This window comes from Streptomyces phytophilus, from assembly GCF_013870535.1.
GTDB lineage: Bacteria > Actinomycetota > Actinomycetes > Streptomycetales > Streptomycetaceae > Streptomyces > Streptomyces phytophilus.
This window is the reverse complement of the sequence record NZ_JACBXC010001207.1, coordinates 1-1,802: the sequence shown is the minus strand read 5'-3', so window position 1 is coordinate 1,802 and position 1,802 is coordinate 1. Positions and strand designations below refer to the sequence as shown.

The following is a 1,802-nucleotide window of genomic DNA, read 5'->3' as shown; positions in this document are numbered from 1 at the left end:
ATGGGCCTGGCCCTGAAGGACAGCCCGCCCGGATTCGACCCGACCTCGGCCGCCGACACCTTCGGCGCCGACGACGACGCCGACGCCGGCTTCGTCGAGACCGAGCAGTACTGATGTCCCGGGGGGCGCTGCGCCCCCCGGACCCCGATCACCGGTACCTGACACGGCCGGTGCGGTAAAGGAGAAACACCATGCCGAAGCCCACCAAGGGCGCCCGACTGGGCGGCGGCGCGGCGCACGAGCGCGCCATGCTGCGGAACCTGGCCACCGCTCTCTTCGAGCACGGTCGCATCACGACGACCGAGGCCAAGGCCCGCAAGCTGCGTCCGTACGCCGAGCGGCTGGTGACCAAGGCGAAGAAGGGCGACCTTCACAACCGCCGGCAGGTCATGCAGCTCATCTCGGACAAGAGCGTGGTGCACACGCTGTTCACCGAGATCGGTCCGCGGTACGACAACCGCCCGGGCGGCTACACCCGGATCACCAAGATCGGTAACCGTCGCGGCGACAACGCCAAGATGGCGGTCATCGAGCTGGTCGAGGCGCTGACCGTGCAGCAGGAAGCGGTCGGCGAGGCCGAGGCGGCGACGAAGCGCTCCGCGAAGGACGTGGCGGGCGACGAGGCGGCGGCGGGTCTGAAGAAGGACGCGGAGGACGCCGAGCCGGCGGCCGAGGCTTCGTCCGAAGCCGGCGAGGCCGCCGAGTCCGCCGAGCCTGCCGAGGGCAAGGACGCCAAGGACGCCAAGGACGCCAAGGACGCCTGACACGCGTTTCGTGCATGACGACGGGCCCGTTTCCCTCCGGGGGAGCGGGCCCGTCGCGCTGGGAGGAACAGGGCAGTGAGTGACGAGGTGGCGGCCGGCTTCGTACGGGTGCGGCTGGACCTGTCGTACGACGGGAGCGGCTTCTCCGGCTGGGCGCGGCAGCGCGAGGGCCGGCGGACGGTGCAGGAGGAGCTGGAGACGGCGCTGCGCGTCGTGCTGCGGGCGTCCGCGCCGTACGAGCTGACGGTGGCGGGGCGTACGGACGCCGGGGTGCACGCCCGGGGGCAGGTGGCGCACGTCGACCTGCCGGCGCCGGTCTGGGCGGGGCAGGGGGAGCGCGGGGAGCTGCTGCTGCGGCGGCTGGCGGGGCGGCTGCCGCACGACGTCCGGGTGTGGCGGGTGACGGCCGCACCACCGCACTTCAACGCCCGCTTCTCGGCGATCTGGCGCCGCTACGCGTACCGCGTCGGCGACGACCCCGGCGGGGTCGACCCGCTGCTGCGGGGCCACGTGCTGTGGCACAACCGGCCGCTGGACGCCGCCGCGATGAACGCGGCGGCGGCGCGGCTGCTCGGGGAGCACGACTTCGCGGCGTTCTGCAAGCGCCGGGAGGGGGCGACGACGATCCGGCGGCTGTTGGACCTGCGCTGGGAGCGGCGGGCGGACGGGGTGCTGGAGGCGACGGTCAAGGCGGACGCCTTCTGCCACAACATGGTGCGGGCGCTGGTCGGCGCGATGCTGTTCGTCGGCGACGGGCACCGGGAGCCGGAGTGGGTGGGGCGGGTGCTGGGGGCGGCGGTACGGGACTCGGCGGTGCAGGTCGTGCGTCCGCACGGGCTGACGCTGGAGGAGGTGGGGTACCCGGCGGCGGAGGAGCTGGCGGCCCGGAACAGGGCGTCCCGCCGCCTCCGCGTCCTGAACACGGACTAGGGCTCGGCCCTTCGGCCCTCGGGCCCCGCGGGTTGGGGACTGTTCCCCGACCCCGCCCCTTCCCGAAACCGGGGGCTGCGCCCCCAGACCCCCGCCGGGCGGCCGCGT

Annotated in this window: 2 protein-coding genes and 1 pseudogene; all 3 read left to right on the top strand. The window is 74.1% G+C overall.

The genetic code is table 11. The annotated features are described in order from the left end of the window. Window positions 1-114: pseudogene (locus H5J30_RS30835) on the top strand (DNA-directed RNA polymerase subunit alpha); the annotation flags it as partial. A 77-nt stretch (window positions 115-191) separates the two neighbouring features. Then, window positions 192-764, top strand: coding sequence for a 50S ribosomal protein L17 (rplQ, locus tag H5J30_RS30830; RefSeq protein WP_181790774.1), 573 nt, complete (start codon window positions 192-194; stop codon window positions 762-764). A 75-nt stretch (window positions 765-839) separates the two neighbouring features. Next, window positions 840-1,694, top strand: a complete 855-nt coding sequence (gene truA / locus H5J30_RS30825) for a tRNA pseudouridine(38-40) synthase TruA (RefSeq protein WP_181790772.1) — start codon at window positions 840-842, stop codon at window positions 1,692-1,694. Window positions 1,695-1,802 lie beyond the last annotated feature (108 nt).